Below are 17,961 nucleotides of genomic sequence, written 5' to 3'. Positions count from 1 at the left end.
CCTGTGCCTCACTCGCTCGTCACGCAAAGAAGTCTTTGGCCCGCCGCAAGGCAGCGGCCAGCGCGTCCACTTCCTGCCGGGTGTTGTACATTGCGAAGGAGGCTCGGCAGGTCGCCGACACCCCGAGCCGCTCCATCAGCGGCTGGGCGCAATGGTGGCCGGCCCGCACCGCGATTCCCGACCGGTCGATGATGGTGGCGATGTCGTGCGGATGCAGCCCGTCGATCGAGAAGGAGACGATCGCGCCCTTGTCCTTGGCCGTGCCGTGAATGGTGAGGCCTGGAATGTCGGAGAGCAGCTCGGCTGCATAGGCGCCGATCTCGGCCTCGTGTCGCGCGATCCGGTCGCGGCCCACCTGCATCATGTAGGAGAGCGCGGCGCCGAGACCCACAGCCTCGACGATGGCCGGCGTTCCCGCCTCGAAGCGGTGCGGAGGCTTGGCGTAGGTGACACGGTCCACCTCGACCACCTCGATCATGTCGCCGCCGCCTTCGTAGGGGGGCATCATGTCGAGATACTTCTTCTTGCCGTAGAGCACGCCGATGCCGGAAGGGCCATAAGTCTTGTGCCCGGTGAACACGTAGAAATCCGCGTCCAAGTCCTGCACGTCGATCGGCATGTGCACGGCCGCCTGGCTTCCATCCACCAGCACCGGAATGCCGCGCGCGTGCGCGATTTCGATGACCTCCTTGATCGGCACGACGGTGCCGAGCACGTTGGACATGTGAGTGAGCGCCACGATCTTCGTGCGCGCCGTGAGCAGGCGCTCGAACTCGTCGATCAGGAACTCGCCCGTATCCGAGATCGGGGCCCACTTGAGCACCGCGCCCTTGCGCTCCCGATGGAAGTGCCAGGGCACGATGTTCGAATGATGCTCCATGATGGAGAGCACGATCTCGTCGCCTTCGCCGATCTCGAGCGCGCCGAACGAGGAGGCGACGAGATTGATGGCGCCCGTCGCGTTGCGCGTGAAGATGATCTCTTCGGTCGAGGGCGCGTTGAGGAAGCGGCGCACGGTTTCGCGCGCTTCCTCGAACCGCTGCGTCGCCGTGTTGGAGAGAAAATGAAGGCCACGATGAACGTTGGCGTACTCGAAGCGATAGGCGTGATCCATCGCCTCGATCACCGGCAGCGGCTTCTGCGCCGACGCGCCGTTGTCGAGATAGACGAGCGGCTTCCCGTAGATGTCCCGATAGAGGATCGGGAAGTCCGTGCGCACCCGCTCTACGTCGAAGAACGCGGTGTTGGCGCGGGTCGGATGGGGCTGATCGCGCGTAGCCGTTGTCATCGTGTCGTCCTTCTCCTGGCGATCGGCGCTAGCTCTTGAGCGGCCGCGCGTGTCCGGCGAGCCATTGGCGCGCAAGGGTACGAAACGCATCCTGCACCACGTCCGGCTCCGCCTTGTCGATGGCCTCGCCGATGAAGCTTTCGACGAGCATCGCCTGCGCTTCCGCCAGCGGAATGCCTCGCGAGCGGAGATAGAAGATCAGCTCGGGATCGATCTCGGCCGACGTTGTGCCGTGGCCGCAGACCACGTCGTCGGCGTAGATTTCGAGCTCCGGCTTGCTGTCGAATTCCGCATCCGGCGAAAGCATGAGCGCCTGCGCCATCTGCTTGCCGTCGGTCTTCTGTGCGTCCGGGCGCACGATCACCTTGCCCTGGAACACCCCGCGCGACTGGTCGGCGAGCACGCACTTGATGAGCTCGCGGCTCGTGCAATGGGGCACAGCGTGATCGACGACCAGCGTCGTATCGGCGTGCCCGTTGCCGTTCGTGAGCAGCGCTCCGCCGAGATCGAACGTGGCGTGCTGGCCACCGAACGTCACCGAGAGATCGTTGCGCACCACGCCGTCTCCAGCCACGAGCTGGAACGGCCGGTAGCTCGACGACTTGCCGAGCCGCGCGACCGTGCGCCCCAAATGGATCGAACCGGCGCGCGAGATGACGAGCTTGACGTGCACGACCTCCGCCTCGTCACCGACGACGAGCTGCGTGAGCGTATTCGCCTGACGCGGCCCCTCGGAAACCACATGGCATTCGACGAGAACGACCTTCGCGCCCTTGCCGACGCGCACCACGTTACGGGTGACGACCGTGCGGGGCGTGGTGTCGGCATCGGAGAAGAGAAGCGCGATCGGCGTCTCGATCTCGCGGCCGTCGGCGATGTCGAGCACGGCCCCGTCCGAGAACAGGGCGGTGTTGAGTGCCAGCGCGCCGTCGCCCACATGCCCGCTCACCTCCGAGACCTCGCTTTCGAGCCAGGCCGGCGGATGATCGATGAGCTTGGTGAGGAAGGGACTAGCCGCTTCCGAGACCTCGGAAATGCCGCGCTCCGCGACGCCCGCGCCATCAACGAACAGCACGGCGGACTTCGAAAGGTCGGCTCCCGGCAGCGCGTTCTTGGCGACGGCGTCGAGCGCCGGCGCCGCGCCGGCCGCGGCCTTAGCAAGCGGAAACGCCTCTCGCATCAGCGCGCGCAGATCCGTGAATTTCCATTCCTCGACGCGCCGGTGCGGCAGCCCCTCGGCCTGGAACGCACCGATCGCGGCACGGCGAAGCTGGCGCAGCCAGTCGCCGCCCGGCAGGTGCGCTTCGACGGCCGCGAAAGCCTCGACGAGCGAGGTCTCCGCCTTCGTCTTGAGAACTTGCACAGTCATGGGTCGCCCCGTGGTCTGAGCCTTGATGGGTTGGGCCACGCTCATCGTCACGCCGCCTTGCCCTGGTAAGCCGCATAGCCGGCCTTCTCGAGTTCGAGAGCTAGCTCCTTGCCGCCCGACGCCTGGATCTTGCCGTTCGCGAGCACGTGCACGCGATCGGGAACGATGTAGTTGAGGAGGCGCTGATAGTGCGTGATCACGAGCATCGCGCGGTCGGGGCTGCGCAGCGCGTTGACGCCGTCGGAGACGATCTTGAGCGCGTCGATGTCGAGGCCGCTGTCCGTTTCGTCGAGCACGCAGAGCGTAGGCTCGAGAACCGCCATCTGCAGGATCTCGGCGCGCTTCTTCTCGCCGCCCGAGAAGCCGACGTTCACGGGACGCTTCAGCATCTCCGTGTCGATCTTGAGCGTCTCCGCCTTGCTGCGCACGAGCTTCATGAAATCGGGTGTGGAAAGCTCGGCTTCGCCCCGCTTCTTGCGCACGGCGTTTGCGGCCGTCCGCAGGAACGTGAGCCCCGCGACGCCCGGAATCTCCATCGGATACTGGAACGCGAGGAACACGCCCTTGGCGGCGCGCTCGTCCGGCTCCATGTCGATCAGGCTCTCACCGTTCCAGTTGAGTTCGCCGCTCGTCACCTCGTAGCCGTCGCGTCCGGCGAGCACGTGCGCAAGCGTCGATTTGCCGGACCCGTTCGGGCCCATGATGGCGTGCACCTCGCCCTTCGGCACGGTAAGCGAGAGTCCCTTGAGGATCTCCTTGTCCTCGTCTTCGAGCTTCACATGCAGGTTCTTGATCTCGAGCATTCTTCTTACCTCAGTCACTTCTGTTCGGCCTGCCGTCGGCCGTAAATTCCGGTCTCGTGTCGTCGCGCCGTTATCCCACGCTGCCTTCGAGCGAGACGCCGATCAGCTTCTGCGTCTCGGCCATGAACTCCATCGGGAGCTGCTGAAGCACGTCGCGCACGAACCCGTTCACGACGAGCGCCACCGCTTCTTCCTGGGAGAGTCCGCGCTGCATGCAGTAGAACAGCATGTCCTCGGAGATCTTGGACGTGGTCGCCTCGTGCTCGAAATGCGCGCTCGAGTTCTTGGCCTCGATGTAGGGCACGGTATGTGCCCCGCACTTGTCGCCGATGAGCAGCGAGTCGCAGTTGGTGAAGTTGCGCGCGCCCGTTGCCTTGCGATGCGCCGAGACGAGCCCGCGATAGGTGTTCTGCGAGTGCCCGGCCGCGATGCCCTTCGAGATGATGCGGGAGGACGAGTTCTTGCCGAGGTGGATCATCTTCGTTCCGCTGTCCACCTGCTGGCGCCCGTTCGAGATCGCGATCGAGTAGAACTCGCCGCGGCTGTTGTCGCCGCGCAGGATGCACGAGGGATACTTCCAGGTGATCGCCGATCCGGTCTCCACCTGCGTCCAGGAGATCTTCGAGCTGTGGCCGCGGCAGTCGCCGCGCTTGGTCACGAAGTTATAGACGCCGCCCTTGCCGTCCTTGTCGCCGGGATACCAGTTCTGCACGGTCGAGTACTTGATCTCGGCATCGTCCAGCGCGATCAGTTCCACAACCGCAGCATGAAGCTGGTTCTCGTCGCGCGTCGGCGCCGTGCAGCCTTCGAGGTAGGAGACGTGCGAGCCCTTGTCGGCGATGATGAGCGTGCGCTCGAACTGGCCCGTGTTGCGCTCGTTGATGCGGAAGTACGTCGAAAGCTCCATCGGGCAGCGCACACCCTCCGGCACGTAGACGAACGAGCCATCGGAGAACACGGCCGAGTTGAGGGCGGCGTAGAAGTTGTCGCCCTGCGGCACAACCGAGCCGAGGTACTTCTTCACCAGCTCCGGATGCTCGCGGATGGCTTCCGAGATCGGGCAGAAGATGACACCGGCCTTGGCAAGCTCTTCCTTGAAGGTCGTCACGACAGACACGCTGTCGAACACGGCGTCTACGGCCACGCGCGCACCCTGCACGCCAGCCAGGATCTCACGCTCCTTGAGCGGGATGCCGAGCTTCTCGTAGGTGCGGATCAGCTCCGGATCGACCTCGTCGAGGCTCTTCGGGCCTTCCGTGCCCTTGGGAGCCGAGTAGTAGTAGAGATTCTCGAAGTCGATCTTCGGATAGCTGACCTTCGCCCAGGTAGGTTCGGTCATGTTCCGCCAGCGCGCGTAGGCTTCGAGCCGCCAGTCGAGCATCCACTGGGGCTCGCCCTTGCGCTCCGAGATGAAGCGGACGATGTCCTCGTTGAGGCCCTTCGGCGCCTTGATCGACTCGATCTCGGTCTCGAAGCCGTACTTGTACTGATCGACATCGATCTTCTTGACCTGGTCGATCGTCTCTTGAACTGCTGCCATTCCATCCACCCAATTGCGTGCGGCCCGCCGAGGCCGCGCCGTATCTTCGAAGCTCGAAACCCATGAGGTCACTCATGGGCCTAATCTAAGCGGTCTGCCTGAGCGGCCTATCTAGGCCGCAAGCGATGCGCCGCCGTGAATCCGTTTCCATGCGGCGATGAACGCCGCGATATCCTTCTCCGTAGACCCGGGTCCGAGGCTGACCCGGATCGCGCTGCCAGCGATTTCGGGCGGAAGCCCCATCGCCGAGAGCACGTGGCTCTGTCCCACCTTGCCCGATGAGCATGCCGCACCCGCGCTCACCGCCAAACCCATTAGGTCAAGCTTGATGACGAGGGTTTCAGCGGAGATACCCGGAAGCGCGATCGAGGATGTGTTCGGCAGGCGGGGAGCCCCCGCGCCGATCACCACCGCCCCGGGCGTCGCCCGCAGCACCTCGCGTTCGAGCGTATCTCTGAGTGCGGTGAGGCGCGACGCATCTTCGAGGTCCGTCAGCGCCGCCCGTGCCGCCGCGCCGAAGCCTGCGATCGCAGCGACGTTCTCCGTGCCCGCGCGCCGCCGGCCCTCCTGGCCGCCTCCCGCGAACAGCGGCGGCAGCGGCGTACTCCCGCTGATCACCAGCGCGCCAACCCCCTTCGGTCCGCCGATCTTATGCGCCGAAAGGCTCATCGTCGTCGCGCCCAGCGTGCAGAAATCGATGGCGATGCGGCCTGGAGCCTGCACCGCGTCCGTGTGGATGTGCACGCCGTTTTCGAGCGCCCACAGGGCCGCTTTCGTCACGTCCTGCAGAACGCCCGTCTCGTTGTTGGCGAGCTGCAACGCGAGAAGGGTGCCGGGGATGAGCTTGGCCGCCTTGTAGTCGGCAATGCCGTCCGCCGAGACCGGCACGTCGATGACCGATGCGCCGCGTGAGGCCGCGATCTGCGCGGCGGGCGCACGCAGCGAGTCGTGCTCGATGCCGGCAAGCGCGATCGCCTTCCAGGGTCCGGAAAGCGCCCAGGTGTTTGCTTCCGTCGCCCCGCTCGTGAACACCACCTCGGCCGGCTTGGCATTGACCAGCCGCGCAACGGCTTCGCGCGCATCATCGATCAGGGCCCGGGCGCGCTGGCCCTCCACATGCACGGAGGAGGCGTTGCCGAACTGATCGAGAGACGCGATCACGGCCGCGCGGGCTTCGGGCCTCAGCGGGGCCGATGCGTTGTAGTCGAGGTATGTGCGCGCCGAGATCACTGCGCGGGTCTCTCCAATCCGGTTTCGAGAGCGGCGACGGCGGTTGCGCGTGAAGGCGCGCGTGGCGCAGCAAAGCGCGACATGCCGTCCACCACGTCGTTGAGGCTTACGCTCGCGAGGAACGTTTCGATCTGGTCGCCGAGTACGGTCCAGAGATTGTGCGTCAGGCAGCGGCTCTCGCCCAGGCAGCCCGCAGCCTGCTCGCCGAAGCAGCGCGTCATGCGCGTGCCTTCCTCCACGGCGTTCATGATCTCCGCCACGTAGATGTCGGCGGCCGGACGCCCGAGCTTGTAGCCTCCGTGCCGGCCGCGCAGACTTTCCACGAGCCCCGCGCGGCGGAGCTTCAGGAAAAGCTGCTCCAGATAGTCGAGCGAGATCTGTTGGCGCTGAGCGACGGCCGAAAGCGGCACCGAGCCGCCGTTGCCGTGCTTGGCGAGATCGGCCATGGCCATCACTGCGTAACGGCCTCGTGTGTTGAGTTCCATCGGCTCCACCAACCTTGAACGCGCCGCGATACGGCGCATACCGCTTGCAACCAACCACCCCACGTGTGCTAAGGAGACGCGACGCGCTGGGTGCAGTCGAAAACTGAGCCGACGACGGCACACTTTCGAACTGTTCTAAATTGTAAGCGGAATATGAAAATTCCGAGCGGGGAAATCAAGCATTCTCTTGGGCACGATGTCGTGAACTTTGGATAACACGCGTTGTCGCAGGCCAATGGGCGCCCTTCAGACCCCAGCAACCCCTTCTAAATAGAGCTAAAATAGCGAGCAGGACCTATGCCCGAGCTGATCATTAATGGGCCTGCGGGCCGTATCGAGGCCCGCTACCACCACGAGCCGGCCAGCGATAGCCCCATCGCGCTCATCCTGCATCCCCATCCGCAGTTCGGCGGGACGATGAACAATCAGGTCGTCTACAGCCTGTATTACACGTTCGCGCAGCGGGGCTTTTCGGTCCTCCGCTTCAATTTCCGCGGCGTCGGCCGCAGTCAGGGCTTCTGGGATGGCGGCCCCGGCGAGCTTGCCGATGCAGCCTCCGCGCTCGACTGGCTCCAGACCGTGAAGCCCGACGCGAAGTACTGCTGGATCGCGGGCGTCTCGTTCGGCACCTGGATCGCGATGCAGCTCCTGATGCGCCGGCCCGAGGTGGACGGCTTCATCTGCGTGGCGCCGCCGTCGAACCTCTATGACTTCTCGTTTCTCGCTCCCTGTCCGTCTTCCGGCCTGATGGTCAACGGCGACAAGGATCGCGTCGTGCCTTCGAACTCGGTGGCGGAGCTCACCGGCAAGCTCAAGACGCAGCGTGGCATCAAGATCGACCACGAGATCATCCCCGGCGCGAACCACTTCTTCGAGAACAAGACCGAGGAGCTGGAGACGGTCGTCGGCGGCTATCTCGACATGCGCCTTGCGAAGGCCCTCGCCGACCGCGAGAGCCAGAAGGAGCGCGAGAAGGAGCGCGAGGCAGCCCGCGAGCGCGAGCGTGAGCGTGAGCGCGAGGAAGCGAGCAGCGGCGTCGCTGAGGTCGAAGACGGCGACGACGAGTAGTCGCCCTTACATCCGCGCCACCGCCGAAAGCTGCGCACACTGCGCCGCGTTGGCGCGCGAGTTCCCTTCGGATAGCATCGGGCGCATCATGCGTTTCGCTGCTCTCCGAGGCCGCTCGTGATCCCGACGAACAACACCATCCCCTACACGGCCCGCCCCTGGGCGACACTCTCCATCGTCGGGCTCTGCGTAGCGGCGTTTCTCTACCAGATGAGCCTGTCTCAGCAGGCTGCGGAGACGTTCCTCACCCACTACGCACTGGTGCCCGCGCGCTATACGGGTAGCGCATGGGCCGAGACGCACGGCGTCGCCCGCTTCGACCTCACGCCCGTCATCACCAGCATGTTCCTGCATGGCGGCATCCTCCACATCGCGTCCAATCTCTGGACGCTCTGGGTCTTCGGCCCCGCGCTGGAGGACCGGCTCGGCTCCGGCCGCTTCGTGCTGCTCTATCTGCTCTCCGGCATTGCGGCCGCGGTCGTGCATGTCATTTTCAATTTCTCCTCGGCGGTGCCCACCCTCGGAGCGTCCGGCGCGATCGCAGGCGTGATCGCCGCTTATGCGCGCCGCTTTCCTTACGCGTGGGTGAACATCCTCCAGCCCATCGCCTTCATTCCGATCTTCTTCATGATGCCCGCGCTCGCCTTCGCCGGTCTCTGGTTCCTCACCCAGATCATGCAGGCGGCGGGCTCGCTCGCGTTGCCGTCGGGCGCGGGCGGCATCGCCTGGTGGGCGCACATCGGCGGCTTCCTTGCCGGATGGTTTCTTCTGCGCCGGACAGCCCCGCCTGCGGATCCGGTGGAAGAAACCCACGCTGCGGCCCGCTCGATGATGTGGCCGTGGACTGTCTGGATGCGCTGGATGTCGTGGTGGTGGCGGCGGTAATGCCGGTGTGAGCCTGCGCCGGAAACGGCGATATGTCGTCGAGGATCGAGAGCCGCCTGTCCTCCAGTCTGCGGAATCCTGTACGGATTTGTAAGTCAATGATCCGTCACGAGAGCTTGACGCTCCGCATGCTGCGCGGCCAACTGGCGGCGGCGTGTAGCCGATCGACGGAGGGGTCATGCTGGGACGAGCAGGCGGCCAGATTGCCTGGCATACGGAGACCGCGGCTCGAATTCTGCGGACGACGCCACCCTGGGTTCTGCTGGTTCCCGCGCTCGGCGCGGTGGTGATCTATCTGCTCAACACATTGCCGGCCGTCGCCCCCTATCTCTCGAAAGAGACGGCGGAGATAACCTCTCCGATCATCCTGGCCGTTCCGCTGGTGATCGCGGCAGGGCTCGCCGCCACGAGACCCCACGTCTACTACAAGTGGCTGGCCCTGTTCGCGCTGGCCCTGTTCCTGCGGGAGCTGCACTTCCAGGGCACCAACACCGGCTTCTATATCGCCATCGTCCTGCTGATCGGATGGGCCTCGTTTGCGCGCGATCGCCTGGAGCCCTTCATCTCCAACAAGGTGGTCGTGACCATCCTGATGTCGATGCTGTGGACGTATGCCGTCAGCAAGACCTTCGATCGGCGGATCTGGGATTCGCTGCTGCCGGCCGGCATCACCAATGATCTGTTCGAGGAAAACCTCGAGATCATGGGCCACATCATGTTCTTCCTGCTCGTGGTGGCGTCGCTGTTCGTGGACGGCGCCGCGGCGCCGTCCCAGCGAAACGAGTGAGCGGCGCACGAGCCCCGGTCAGGCCTTCGAGCCTGCGAAAGGCACGCTGACGATCTTCACGACGATCGCCGTGAGCGCGCCCGCGACGAGGCCGATGATGGCTGCCCCGGTCGCGCTGGCGAGCCACGCGAATACGCCGCTGGCCACCGGAATGACGGAGCCGACGCCCTCGGATAGAGCGTGCAGCCAGTGCTCGGGCTCGCTGATGCCATACTCCTGAAGCCCGTGCACCAGAATGCCGCCGCCGACCCACAGCATGGCGAGCGTGCCGACCACACTCAGCACCTGCAGGAACGGCGGCATGCCGTATACCAGCGCGCGCCCCACGGGACCGGAGAGGAAGCCGTTGCGGCGGGCGAGGGCCACGCCGAAGTCGTCAGCCTTCACGATCAGCGCAACCGCGCCGTACACCGCGCCCGTGATCAGGATCGCGACGGCGGCGAGAACGATCGCCTTCGTCACCAGATCCGGCACCGTGATGTTGGCGAGCGCGATGGCCATGATCTCGGCGGAAAGGATGAAGTCGGTGCGGATCGCGCCCGCAATCTTCTGCTCCTCGAGCGCCTTGTCGTCGAGCGCGGCGACCTTCTCGACCGCTGCGTGGGTGCCGGACGGGCCCGTCACCCAATGCAGCACCTTCTCGAAGCCTTCGTAGGCAAGATAGAGGCCGCCGAGCATCAGCAGCGGCGTGATGGCTGACGGCAGGAAAACCGAGAGCAGCAGCGCCGCCGGAAGCAGGAAGACGAGCTTGTTCTTGAGCGAGCCGAGTGCGATCCGCCCGATGATCGGCAGCTCGCGCTTGGCGGCAAAGCCCGTGACGTAACGCGGGGTGACAGCCGCGTCGTCGATCACCACGCCGGCCGCCTTGGTGCCGACCTTGGCCGCCTGTCCCACGGCATCGTCGAGCGTCACCGCCGCGACCTTCGCCAAAGCCACAACGTCGTCTAAGAGTGCCAACAGGCCGCTCATCGCGCCGATCCCCCAGTGTCTGCAGAAAACAAACCCGTCCTGAACGGGCCGAGCATGGCCTGATCCGCGTCAACCATGCAAGGCCATGCAACGCGGAGGGGAAGGCGCCCAAAGGCCCGTTTTGCCTAGGCCGGGTCCGCCCGCACGCCGCCGGTCAGCGGCCCGGATACGCCCGTGGTGCCCGGAAACGTGATCGGAAGGCCGAGTGCGCTCCGCACGGCCAGAAAGGCCCACGCCTCCGCCTCCACCCCGTCGCCGTCGATCCCGAAGTCCTCGGCGTGCTGGATGTCGATTCCGGTTCGCTGCGCGATCATGGCGACCATCGTGTCGTTGCGCCGTCCTCCGCCCGAGATCACCAGCAGTTGCGGCGGCTCGGGCAGGTGCGAAAGCGACTGCGCGATGGAGGCGGCCGTGAATGCCGCGAGCGTGGCGGCGCCGTCCTCGGGAGACAGGTGCGCGACGGCATCGAGGCTGAAGGCATTGCGGTCGAGAGACTTCGGCGGCAACTCGGCGAAGTGGGGATGACGCAGATAGTCCGCCACGATGGACTCGTGCACCGCGCCTCCTGCCGCAATCCGCCCATCCGCATCGAACGGCTTGCCGAGCTTCGTCTGCACCCAGTCGTCGATCATCGCCGAGGCAGGGCCGGTGTCGAACGCGATCAGCGTTCCGTCGCGCCCGATCCAGGTGATGTTGGCAACGCCGCCGAGATTGAGAACCGCGACGGGCCGCTCGGCAATGTCGGCGGCCAGCGCCCGGTGATAGACGGGGGCAAGGGGGGCGCCCTGTCCGCCCGCCGCCACATCGGCCGCGCGCAGGTCGTAGACCACCGGACGCCCGGCGAGCCGCGCGAGCAACGCGCCGTCGCCGAGCTGCACCGTGAGCCGCGCTTCCGGCCGATGCAACACGGTCTGCCCATGGAAGCCCACGAGGTCGATGCTCTCGGGCGCGATTTCATGGTCCGTGAGGTAGTGCGAGATCGCTTCGGCGTGCAGCTCCGTGAGGTACTGCTCCAGCATCCGGAGGCGCCCGGGGCGCGCCCCGCGGTCCGTGAGCGTGGCGGCTTCTGCCAGCCCCGCGCGCAGCTTTTCCCGGAAGGCGTCCGAATAGGGATAGGTGGCCGCGTGGCTCCGGGCGTAGATCTTCTCCCCGTCGGTTTCGATAACCGCGACGTCGATTCCGTCGAGCGAGGTGCCGCTCATCAGCCCCAAAGCGCGCCAGACCTCACCCTCTCGCTTGCTCACGCGCCCCTCCTCATGCATGGTCCTGCCGAAACCGCGACCCCGGGTTGACCCGGTCCGGCCCCCGAGATCGCCCGATCTCGCGATGGGCGGGCGACCAAGCCGGCGGCGAACAAAAGGTCCTCGCAGTCCAACATGTCGAATTTCCAATCAGATTTTCTGAACATCCTCACCGACCGAGGCTTTATCCATCAGACCTCCGACGCGCAAGGCATCGACGCTCTCGCCCGCGCCGGAAAGGTGGTCGCATATGTTGGCTACGATTGCACCGCGCCGTCCCTGCACATCGGTCACCTGCTGTCGATCATGATGCTGCACTGGTTGCAGAAGTCCGGCGCCGGAAAGCCGATCGCCCTGATGGGCGGCGGCACCACGCGCATCGGCGATCCCTCCGGCAAGGACGAGACCCGCGTGATGCGGACCATCGAGGAGATCGACGCCAACAAGGACAGCATCAAGAAGGTCTTCGCCCGCTTCCTCGCGTTCGGCGACGGCCCGAAGGACGCGGCGATGCTCGACAACGCCGAGTGGCTCGCGCCGCTCAACTACATCGAGTTCCTGCGCGATGTCGGCCGCCATTTCTCGGTGAACCGCATGTTGACGATGGACAGCGCCAAGCTCCGCCTCGAGCGCGAGCAGGAGCTGTCGTTCATCGAGTTCAACTACATGCTGCTGCAGGCCTACGACTTCGTGGCTCTCGCGCGCCGTTTCGGCTGCAACCTGCAGATGGGCGGCTCGGACCAGTGGGGCAACATCGTAACCGGTGTCGATCTCGGCCGCCGCATGGGCCTCGAGCATCAGCTCTACGCGTTGACCTGCCCGCTGCTCACGACTGCCTCAGGCGCGAAGATGGGCAAGACCGCCTCCGGCGCCGTCTGGCTCAACGAGGCGCAGCTTTCAGCCTATGACTACTGGCAATACTGGCGCAACACCGAGGACGCCGACGTTGGCCGCTTCCTGAAGCTCTTCACGCTTCTGCCGCTCGACGAGATCGCGAAGCTCGCAGCCCTCGGCGGCGCCGAGATCAACGAGGCCAAGAAGGTGCTGGCCACCGAGGCGACGGCGCTCATCCACGGCCGCGAGAACGCGGAGGCCGCGGCACTCACCGCGAAGCAGACCTTCGAGCAGGGCGCGACCGCCGCGGGCCTGCCGACCGTCACCATCAATCTCGCGGATCTCAAGGCCACAGTCGGTCTTCTGAGCCAGTTCGTGGAGGCCGGGCTCGTAGCGTCCACCAGCGAGGCGCGCCGTCAGATCAAGAGCGGCGGTCTCAAGGTCAACGACACGGTCGTCACCGACGAGAAGGCCAAGCTGTCGGAAGCCGATCTGACGCCCGACGGCGTCATCAAGCTGTCCCTCGGCAAAAAGAAGCACGTGCTGCTGAAGCCCGCCTAGGTCCGTCGCGTCGCGGCCTCTTCGCCGGTCTTGTTCCTGATTTGCGAGAGGTGCGCCGCTCGGCGTGGCCTCTGCATGGCGGGTGAGAACCGAGCGGGCGCAAGCAAAGTCCGACGTCACCCCGGCGAAGGCCGGGGTCCAGATACGCCCGCGTCTATCCACACAAGGCGAGGCGCTCAGGGTTGCTTCTTCTTCGTGCCCTGCTTCTGGCCACCGCTCGGCGTGGTCTCAGACGACCAGCCGTCGATCCCATCTTTCTTTCCGCCCTCGGTGCGGGCGGACGAGCTCGATGCGCGAACCCGGTTCTCGACCGGTGCGCGCTGCTCCTCGCGCAGCGGCTGCACCTGCGGGTTGGGGCTTGTCATCTCCATGATGCCGCGCAGGATGCCGGGCGTGAACATCGACAGCGGATTGACGAGCACCTGCGGCTGGCTCATCGAGCCCTGAATGGCATAGGTGATGCCGAACACGCCCTGGCAGTCGAAGCCCGCAACCAGCGGCCCCACGAGCGGGATGTCGCACACGGCGGCGTTGATGCCCTGCAAGGGAACGTAGGTTCCGCCGAGATTGACCCGCTGCGCATTGTAGTCGACCTTGCCGCGAATGGAGGCGCCGAGCAGCGGCCCGCGAATATAGGAGTCATCCAGCACGAACTGCCCGTGGCCCACGGAGAACGGCACCTTCATGCGCTGGAACTCGAACACCTCGCGCTCGACGGCGCGCTTCCTCTTGCCGCCGTCCGCCGCCCCGCTGTTGCCCTCGACGCTCGAATACACCTCGGAAACGATCGGGTCGCCGAGAACGCGGAAGTCCTCGATCCACAGCACGCCGCTCTTCTCGGCCGCGCCGCGCGCTTCGAGATTGACCTCGAGCTTGAGCCGCCCGCCCTGGATGTTGGGATAGAAGCCGATCAGCTTGAAGGCTTGCCCCGCGTCGGTGCTTTCGGCGTAGAGCTTGCGCGGCCCGCCGGGCTTCATCACCGCAACGAGCGGCTTTCCGCCATCCAGCGTTCCCTGCGCATCGAGCGAGACGATCTGGTCGTCGCGCTCCGAGAGCTTGATCTTGTAGCCGCGCAGCGAGACGTCCGAATGCCCGAGCACCGTGTCAACCTCGGCCGTGAAATCCACGCCCGCCGCCGGATGCAGCGGCTTGATCTCCGTGTCTGTCGTGTTGCCGAGCGCGAGCAGCGAGCGGAACAGATCCTTGGCGTCGAACGTCGAGCCCTTCGCCGAGATCGTCCAGATACGCTTGGAGTTGATCTTTCCCCGAACCTCGAGACGCGACACGACGTTGATGGAGAAATTCGGGAAATAGAACTCGCTGACCTCGCGTTTGTCGTCCACGGTCAGCCAGCCGTCGATCGCGATGTTGTCGCCGACGAGCCGGAAGTTCTTGAGATCGATCGTACCCGGCGCGGAGCTCGCCACATCGAATTCGAGCGAGGCGATGCGCCCCGGCACCTTGCGCCACGCGAGATCGTCGAACAGAAGCTCCGCGTTTGTGAGATCGGCGCGCAGATGGATGGCCGGCGCGTCGTCCGGCTTGTGCGCCACGGTAACCTCGACGGCCACGTCGCCCTGCACCAGATGGTTGACGTCGAGGCCGAGTTGCGTGCGGTCGGAGTTGTCCAGCGTTGCTGAAATCCGCAGCGGCGGCTGCATGTCCGGCGGCGCGTCGAGGATGCGATGCATCTGGAGCTTCGCGAGCACGCCGTTGATGATCAGGTCGCCCTTGGCGATCACGCCGATGTCGGAGACGTTGATGTCGATGGTGCCGCCCTGCAGGTCGAGACTGTGCTCCTTGCTCTTTCCCTTGAGATCGCTGATCCGCGCCTTGCCTTCGGCCTTCACGACGCTGGCACCGCTGACCAGCGGCATGGAGATCTTGATCTCGCCGTCGACCTTTCCGTTCACGCCCTCGATAGGCAGCGGCCCCTGGCCGGCCAGGTTGAGCTGGCTTCGGTTGAGCGTCTCGATCAGCGTCGCAAGCGACGTTTGCGATTTCAGCGCCAGCTCTGCGATCGGCGCCTCGTGCGTCACATCCACCACCGTGAGGCGCACACCCTTGAGGGGAAGCTGCTGGGTGGGGCTTGCGATGATGGCCGCATCCGGCACCGTGACCTCGAGCGAGCTGTTCTCGAGACGGATGAGAGCCTGCCCCGCTTCGATCGGCAGGCTGCGCGGCAGGGGCACCATGCGCAGATTGCTGATCTCGATGCTGGCGGAGAGCCGCTCGCCCGCGGTGGGCGGCAGGGTGTTGTCCGATGCCGCGGCGTTCTGCAGGAACTTGCCGGAAAGGATCTTGAGAGAGGCCGCCTTGAGATCGGCCTTGTCCACCTGCGTGCCCACCCAGGAGCGGGCAGTGGGAGCGGCAGCGCGCGGCCACATGGCCTTCAGCGTCGAGAGCGGCATTGGCGTCAGCGCCGCCTCCACGCGCGTGCTCCGGCTATCGGCGCCGCTGATGATGTCGCCGTTCGCCGTCACCTCGCCTCCGCCGGCCTTGAGCGAGAGCTCGGAAAGCTGCAGCAGGCCTTCGCTCGGGATGATGCGCCCTGTGGCCTTGAAGCTGTCGATCGGGATCGGCGCCACGCCGAACTCCTCGGCCGCGAGCACGCCGTCGATCGATTGAAGCCCGAAATGCCACTGTGGGTCGCCCGCCGCGGCCGGGTCGCTCGACAGCGCTCCCTCGACCGTGATGCGGCTGCCGCCCCAGTCCAGCGACGAAGGCGCCAGGCTGAGACGGCGCTGCTCGGCGTCATAGAGCATGACGAGCCGCCCGCCGTCGAGCAGAAGCGGCGTATTGGAGAGTGAGGGCAGCCTGACGAAGCCGCGCCCCACGTCGAGGCCGAGATCGGCGGACTTGAGATCGCCCCCGCTTGAGAGAGCGAGGGTCAGCTGTCCCGAGACCGGCATGTCGAACATGTCGAGCAGGCTGAGCGCCGGAGAAATATTGGCGAACGTGCTCGGCACGAAGTCGTGCACCGTGGTGGTGACCTTGAGCGCGTTGCGCCGGTCGGTCTCCTCGGTCCGGAAGCTGAGCGACCAGGGGCCCTTCGGAGAGGCAACCGTCGCCGTTCCCGAGATCACGCTGCGCCGCTTCATGTGCTCGAGATCGACCGACGCCTCGACGACGTTGATGTCGCTGATCTCGCCTTTGTAGCTGACGGAGACGAGGGCGTTGCGAACGCCGAACTCCCTCAACCGGGATGTCGCTGCGCCGCCGCGCCGGGCGCGAGCGGAGCTTTCAGAAAGAATGCGCGCGAGGTCGATGCGGTGGAAGGAAGGCGGCAGCGGCTGCGCAGCGCTTCCCCCGCTCTGCGCAGGCGGCGGAGTGGAGGAGGGCGCGAGCGGTGTCGACGGGCGGTCGGGCGCGATCCCGTCCGGGGAGGCTGCGGGCGTGTTGGCGATGCTGAGCGAGAAGCCTTGCGCCTCGGTGTAGATCACGGCGAGGCGCGGCTCGATGAGATAGACCCGCTCGGGCGCCGCATCGAGCTGCCACAGCGCGGATTTGTTGAGCTCCACGGCAGCCAGCGGCGCCGACGCCACGAGGTCTCCGTCCGCCTCGTTGATGCGCAGGTTGATGAGCCGGAGCTCCACCCTGTAGTCGTCGGAAAGCGTGATCACCGCATCGTCGATGTCGGTCTTGAAGCCATCCAGCTCCGCGTTGATGCTGGATTCGATCCGCTCACTGAATGACTTGAGCGAGATGGGGCCGTGCAGCAGCCGCACATACCCGATACCCGCCGCCGCCAGCGACAGCAGCACCACCGGGCCGACGATCAGCGCGAGAAGATGCAACCCTCGCAGCAGGCGCTGGAGGGCGGCGCTACGCGGGCGCGGAGCGCGTTGCCGGCGCGTGCTCACGTAGGGCGGCTCGCCGGGGGCTCTCGGAGGGGCCGTCTTGGGCCGAGGACTGCCGGAGCGTTGTGTCGTCATCCCCAAACGTTCTCCGGCGGACGAGGTTGAGAGAGGCTCCATCAGGGTCGCGCAGAACCATGAGGCGAGCCGATGGACTGTGTAATCCCGGAATGCGCATCCGGCCCGGGACGAGGCTGGAGTTTCTCCCGTTGTGGGCTGCGAGGCGCTCAGCGCATCGCGCGAAGGTTTTGCTGGCTCCTGCGGGTCATATCAAGCCCGTTTGCGTGCGGCGCCTTGCGCTTGGACAAGCACGGTCCCGGACAATCTTGGGATCGTGAAGCCGAGCTGTGGACCTGGGCCGAAAAACCATGCGAGCATGATTGGAGGAGCACGATATCCCCGGATCCCCGATCCCGGTCCGATGAACTCTGAGCCCCCGCCACCCAAGGCTGCGATGTGGCTCACCAAAAGCGACAAAAGAAAGGCACGAGACATGTTGAAAGAGGGCGATTTGGCCCCCGAGTTCGATCTTCCGGCGGATGGAGGAAAAAGGCTTGTGCTCAAGGCCTTCCGGGGCGGCCCCGTGGTGCTCTATTTCTATCCCAAGGACAACACCGAGGGGTGCACGATCGAGGCCAAGGAGTTCTCCGATCTCGCCCCCAAGTTTGCGCGTGCCGGCGTGACCGTGATCGGCATCTCGCCGGACAGCCCCAAGAGCCACGACAAGTTCATATGCAAGCACGAGCTGGCCCTTCTCCTCGCCTCCGACGAGGAGAAGACGGTTGCCGAAGCCTATGGCGTATGGGTCGAGAAATCGATGTACGGACGCAAGTACATGGGAGTGGAGCGCGCCACCTTCGCGATTTCACCCAAGGGTCACATTGCGCGCATCTGGCGCAAGGTTTCGCCGCGCGGTCACGCCGCGGAGGTTCTTGAATGGGCACGCGGCGCGGGCGGCGAGACGAGGAAACCCAAGCGCGCGAAAAACTAGGGGCCGCGGGCCGCGACCGGCATGGAATGCGGCCATCCCGTGGCGCGGTAACC

General features: G+C 65.6%; 14 protein-coding genes. 5 read left to right on the top strand and 9 right to left on the bottom strand.

The genetic code is table 11. From position 1 onward, the window contains the following. Positions 1–19 precede the first annotated feature (19 nt). The 6 genes from PE058_RS17340 to PE058_RS17315 form a co-directional block, all read right to left on the bottom strand. Positions 20–1,288 carry a cysteine desulfurase gene (locus tag PE058_RS17340; protein WP_051113785.1) on the bottom strand — a complete coding sequence of 423 codons (1,269 nt, stop codon included), beginning with the start codon at positions 1,286–1,288 and terminating at the stop codon, positions 20–22. Positions 1,289–1,316: 28 nt separating this feature from the next. Beyond that, positions 1,317–2,657: a Fe-S cluster assembly protein SufD gene (sufD, locus tag PE058_RS17335; protein WP_026867916.1), complete on the bottom strand. Its 1,341-nt coding sequence runs from the start codon at positions 2,655–2,657 to the stop codon at positions 1,317–1,319. Between the two features lie 47 nt (positions 2,658–2,704). Continuing rightward, positions 2,705–3,460: a Fe-S cluster assembly ATPase SufC gene (sufC, locus tag PE058_RS17330; RefSeq protein ID WP_020085241.1), complete on the bottom strand. Its 756-nt coding sequence runs from the start codon at positions 3,458–3,460 to the stop codon at positions 2,705–2,707. A gap of 70 nt (positions 3,461–3,530) precedes the next feature. Further along, positions 3,531–5,000 carry a Fe-S cluster assembly protein SufB gene (gene sufB, locus PE058_RS17325; protein ID WP_271028969.1) on the bottom strand — a complete coding sequence of 490 codons (1,470 nt, stop codon included), beginning with the start codon at positions 4,998–5,000 and terminating at the stop codon, positions 3,531–3,533. 111 nt (positions 5,001–5,111) lie between these two features. Then, on the bottom strand, positions 5,112–6,230 hold the full coding sequence (locus tag PE058_RS17320) for a cysteine desulfurase family protein (protein ID WP_271028968.1): 1,119 nt from the start codon (positions 6,228–6,230) through the stop codon (positions 5,112–5,114). Continuing rightward, the gene (locus PE058_RS17315; RefSeq protein ID WP_271028967.1) at positions 6,227–6,715 is read right to left on the bottom strand and encodes an Rrf2 family transcriptional regulator; all 489 of its coding nucleotides are present in this window, start codon (positions 6,713–6,715) and stop codon (positions 6,227–6,229) included. The genes PE058_RS17320 and PE058_RS17315 overlap by 4 nt, the downstream gene beginning before the upstream one ends. Positions 6,716–7,012: 297 nt before the next feature. On the opposite strand from PE058_RS17315, the gene PE058_RS17310 reads away from it, so the two are divergent. The 3 genes from PE058_RS17310 (at position 7,013) to PE058_RS17300 (ending at position 9,455) form a co-directional block, all read left to right on the top strand. Further along, on the top strand, positions 7,013–7,783 hold the full coding sequence (locus PE058_RS17310; RefSeq protein WP_020085245.1) for an alpha/beta hydrolase: 771 nt from the start codon (positions 7,013–7,015) through the stop codon (positions 7,781–7,783). Positions 7,784–7,900: 117 nt separating this feature from the next. Next, a complete protein-coding gene (locus PE058_RS17305) occupies positions 7,901–8,668 on the top strand; it encodes a rhomboid family intramembrane serine protease (RefSeq protein WP_020085246.1) in 768 nt (255 codons plus the stop codon). Between the two features lie 178 nt (positions 8,669–8,846). Further along, positions 8,847–9,455 carry a hypothetical protein gene (locus PE058_RS17300; RefSeq protein ID WP_271028966.1) on the top strand — a complete coding sequence of 203 codons (609 nt, stop codon included), beginning with the start codon at positions 8,847–8,849 and terminating at the stop codon, positions 9,453–9,455. Positions 9,456–9,473: 18 nt separating this feature from the next. Here the strand turns inward: PE058_RS17300 and PE058_RS17295 are convergent, their stop codons facing one another. Both PE058_RS17295 and PE058_RS17290 read right to left on the bottom strand, forming a co-directional pair. Continuing rightward, complete coding sequence (locus PE058_RS17295; protein WP_271028965.1) at positions 9,474–10,424, bottom strand: DUF808 domain-containing protein; 951 nt, start codon at positions 10,422–10,424, stop codon at positions 9,474–9,476. Between the two features lie 125 nt (positions 10,425–10,549). Next, entirely contained in the window at positions 10,550–11,668 is a 1,119-nt protein-coding gene (locus PE058_RS17290) for an anhydro-N-acetylmuramic acid kinase (RefSeq protein WP_333780404.1), read from the bottom strand. A gap of 132 nt (positions 11,669–11,800) precedes the next feature. Here PE058_RS17290 and tyrS point away from each other — a divergent pair, with 132 nt between their 5' ends. After that, entirely contained in the window at positions 11,801–13,060 is a 1,260-nt protein-coding gene (gene tyrS / locus PE058_RS17285; protein WP_020085250.1) for a tyrosine--tRNA ligase, read from the top strand. 176 nt (positions 13,061–13,236) lie between these two features. On the opposite strand, the gene PE058_RS17280 is transcribed toward tyrS, so the two are convergent. Continuing rightward, on the bottom strand, positions 13,237–16,995 hold the full coding sequence (locus PE058_RS17280; RefSeq protein WP_198011148.1) for a YhdP family protein: 3,759 nt from the start codon (positions 16,993–16,995) through the stop codon (positions 13,237–13,239). Between the two features lie 415 nt (positions 16,996–17,410). Here PE058_RS17280 and PE058_RS17275 point away from each other — a divergent pair, with 415 nt between their 5' ends. Continuing rightward, positions 17,411–17,908, top strand: coding sequence for a peroxiredoxin (locus tag PE058_RS17275; RefSeq protein WP_271028963.1), 498 nt, complete (start codon positions 17,411–17,413; stop codon positions 17,906–17,908). The last annotated feature ends 53 nt before the right edge of the window (positions 17,909–17,961 follow it).

The organism is Hyphomicrobium sp. DMF-1, assembly GCF_027886585.1.
Classification (GTDB): Bacteria; Pseudomonadota; Alphaproteobacteria; order Rhizobiales; family Hyphomicrobiaceae; genus Hyphomicrobium_C; species Hyphomicrobium_C zavarzinii.
The sequence above is the reverse complement of the archived record's forward strand: the minus strand, read 5'-3'. Positions and strand labels throughout refer to the sequence as shown.

What these genes read in the sequence shown, in the direction of transcription:
- PE058_RS17340 (WP_051113785.1), bottom strand. Translation starts at nt 1,288, where the DNA reads ATGACAACGGCTACGCGCGATCAGCCCCATCCGACCCGCGCCAACACC.
- sufD (WP_026867916.1), bottom strand. Translation starts at nt 2,657, where the DNA reads ATGACTGTGCAAGTTCTCAAGACGAAGGCGGAGACCTCGCTCGTCGAG.
- sufC (WP_020085241.1), bottom strand. Translation starts at nt 3,460, where the DNA reads ATGCTCGAGATCAAGAACCTGCATGTGAAGCTCGAAGACGAGGACAAG.
- sufB (WP_271028969.1), bottom strand. Translation starts at nt 5,000, where the DNA reads ATGGCAGCAGTTCAAGAGACGATCGACCAGGTCAAGAAGATCGATGTC.
- PE058_RS17315 (WP_271028967.1), bottom strand. Translation starts at nt 6,715, where the DNA reads ATGGAACTCAACACACGAGGCCGTTACGCAGTGATGGCCATGGCCGAT.
- PE058_RS17310 (WP_020085245.1), top strand. Translation starts at nt 7,013, where the DNA reads ATGCCCGAGCTGATCATTAATGGGCCTGCGGGCCGTATCGAGGCCCGC.
- PE058_RS17300 (WP_271028966.1), top strand. Translation starts at nt 8,847, where the DNA reads ATGCTGGGACGAGCAGGCGGCCAGATTGCCTGGCATACGGAGACCGCG.
- PE058_RS17295 (WP_271028965.1), bottom strand. Translation starts at nt 10,424, where the DNA reads ATGAGCGGCCTGTTGGCACTCTTAGACGACGTTGTGGCTTTGGCGAAG.
- tyrS (WP_020085250.1), top strand. Translation starts at nt 11,801, where the DNA reads ATGTCGAATTTCCAATCAGATTTTCTGAACATCCTCACCGACCGAGGC.
- PE058_RS17280 (WP_198011148.1), bottom strand. Translation starts at nt 16,995, where the DNA reads ATGACGACACAACGCTCCGGCAGTCCTCGGCCCAAGACGGCCCCTCCG.
- PE058_RS17275 (WP_271028963.1), top strand. Translation starts at nt 17,411, where the DNA reads ATGTTGAAAGAGGGCGATTTGGCCCCCGAGTTCGATCTTCCGGCGGAT.